Origin of the sequence: Nocardiopsis protaetiae (assembly GCF_045446735.1) — a bacterium.
GTDB classification, from domain to species: domain Bacteria; phylum Actinomycetota; class Actinomycetes; order Streptosporangiales; family Streptosporangiaceae; genus Nocardiopsis; species Nocardiopsis protaetiae.
This window is the reverse complement of the sequence record NZ_JBJJBV010000482.1, coordinates 1-2,251: the sequence shown is the minus strand read 5'-3', so window position 1 is coordinate 2,251 and position 2,251 is coordinate 1. Positions and strand designations below refer to the sequence as shown.

The following is a 2,251-nucleotide window of genomic DNA, read 5'->3' as shown; positions in this document are numbered from 1 at the left end:
CCCGCAGGCCTGAACGGCTCGGTGCCCGGTTCGGTGCCCGGCCCCGGGGCCGGGCACCCGCTGACCCGGGTCAGAATCCGATGGGCAGGCCCGCGTAGTTCTCGGCCAGGCCCGTGGCGCCCGCCTCACTGGTGGCGACCCAGCGCAGCTGGGACAGCTGCAACTGCGTGTCGAAGGGGTCGGCGCCCGTGTGCAGCATGGTGGTCATCCACCACGAGAAGTGGGTGCACCGCCAGACCCGGCGCAGCGCGGTGTCGGAGTAGGCGTCGGCCAGGCGGGTGTCGCCGCGCACCAGGTCGGCCAGGGCCGGGGCGAGCAGGGCGACGTCGGCGACCGCCAGGTTCAGGCCCTTGGCGCCGGTGGGCGGAACGATGTGGGCGGCGTCGCCCGCCAGGAACAGGCGGCCGTCGCGCATCGGCGTCCGCACGTAGGAGCGCATCGGCAGCACGCTCGTGTCGGTGATCGCCCCGGGCTTGAGCTCCCAGCCGTCCTGCCCGTGGCCGAGCCGGGCGGCCAGCGCGTCCCAGATACGGTCGTGGCTCCACTCGTCGGCGGAGGTGCCGTTGGGGACCTGGAGGTAGAAGCGGCTGACGCCGGCCGAGCGCATGGAGTGCAGGGCGAACCCGTCGGGGTGCCAGGCGTAGATGAGCTCGTCGGTGGAGGGGGCGACGTCGGCCAGCACGCCCAGCCACGAGTACGGGTAGACCCGCTCCCAGGTGTTGCGCAGGTCGGCGCCGACGGCGCCCCGGCTGGGCCCGAACGACCCGTCGCAGCCGGCCACGGCGCGCGCCCGCACCCGGTGCGGGGTGCCGTCGGGGCCGGTGAAGGTGACCGAGGGGGTGTCGGTGCGCAGGTCGTGCAGGGCGACGTCGGCGGACTCGTAGCGCACCTGCTGCCCGGCGGCGGCGCGGGCGGCGATGAGGTCCTTCTGCACCTCGGTCTGCCCGTAGATCCACACGCTGCGGCCGGTGAGGTCGACGAAGTCGAGGTGGTGCCGCTCCCCGGGCCACTGGAGGTGGATGCCGCGGTGCTCGTCGCCCTCGGCCTCCAGGCGGTCGGCCAGGCCGACCGAGCGCAGCAGGTCGACGGTGGAGTGCTCCAGCACCCCGGCGCGGATGCGGGAGGCCACGTGGTCCTGCGACCGCGCCTCGACGACGACGGACTCCACCCCGTGGGCGGCGAGCAGGTGGGAGAGCAGCATGCCGGCGGGGCCGGCGCCGATGATGGCCACGTCGGTGGTGGTGATCTGGGTCATGCCCGCCATTGGACCGTGCCGGGGGCCCGAACGCGGAACCGTTCCTTCCGCTCAGTGAAAACGTTCGGTTCAGAGCCGCCGGGAGATCCCCTGCGCCGCCACCTGGAGCGCCGTCACCAGCCGCCCCCGGTCGCGTTTGAGAGCGGGCACCACCACCGCTATCGCCGCCGCCACCTCCTCGCCCCGCCGCACCGGCACCGCCACCGAGCACGCCCCCAGCGTCATCTCCTCCACGGTGGTGGCGTACCCCTCCCGGCGGACCCGCTCCAGCTGCCGCAGCAGGGCCCCCGGCTGGGTGACGGTGTACGGGGTGACCCGGCGCAGCGACCCCAGCACCCGGGCGCGCACCTCCTCGGGCGCGTACGCCAGCAGTACCTTGCCCACCCCGGTGCAGTGCATCGGCAGCGTGGAGCCCACGCTGCTGACCACCGGCACCGACGCCCGGCCCGCCATCCGCTCCAGGTACAGCACCTCGTCGCCGTCGCGCACCGCCAGGTGCACGGTGGCCAGGGTGGTCGCGTACACGTCGTGCAGGAACGGCGAGGCCGCCTCGCGCAGCGTGGTCTGCACCGGGGCCAGCAGCCCGATGTCCCACAGGCGGCGGCCCACCACGTAGGAGCCGCCCTCGCGGGCCAGCGCGCCGTGGCGCACCAGCTCGCCGGCCAGCCGGTGCACGGTGGGCAGCGGCAGCCCCGCGCGCCGGGCGATGGCCGACAGCGACAGCCGCCGGTGGTGTTCGTCGAAGGCGCCCAGGACCGCCATGACCCTCCCGGTCACGGTGGCGCCGGGCGTACCGGTGTTCCCCGCCATGGGGGACATTCTCCCACCGGCTTCCACCAGAACTTCCACTGAGCGGAAAGGAGACGCACGCCACCCCGCCCCCGGCCGTAGCCTCCCGCCATGAACAGCACCCCGGTCCCGGCTCCCGGTCTGGAGCCGCAGTCGGTGGTCAGCGAGGAGATCGCCGCCATCGAGAAGGCCCGCGCCCAGGGCGCG

2 protein-coding genes are annotated in these 2,251 nt (G+C 74.5%); both read right to left on the bottom strand.

Translation table 11 applies throughout. The features are described from left to right. Positions 1–70: 70 nt before the first annotated feature. On the bottom strand, positions 71–1,255 hold the full coding sequence (locus ACJOT3_RS34100) for a 4-hydroxybenzoate 3-monooxygenase (RefSeq protein WP_406977257.1): 1,185 nt from the start codon (positions 1,253–1,255) through the stop codon (positions 71–73). 69 nt (positions 1,256–1,324) lie between these two features. Beyond that, on the bottom strand, positions 1,325–2,065 hold the full coding sequence (locus ACJOT3_RS34095) for an IclR family transcriptional regulator (RefSeq protein WP_406977256.1): 741 nt from the start codon (positions 2,063–2,065) through the stop codon (positions 1,325–1,327). Positions 2,066–2,251 lie beyond the last annotated feature (186 nt).

What these genes read in the sequence shown, in the direction of transcription:
- ACJOT3_RS34100 (WP_406977257.1), bottom strand. Translation starts at nt 1,255, where the DNA reads ATGACCCAGATCACCACCACCGACGTGGCCATCATCGGCGCCGGCCCC.
- ACJOT3_RS34095 (WP_406977256.1), bottom strand. Translation starts at nt 2,065, where the DNA reads ATGGCGGGGAACACCGGTACGCCCGGCGCCACCGTGACCGGGAGGGTC.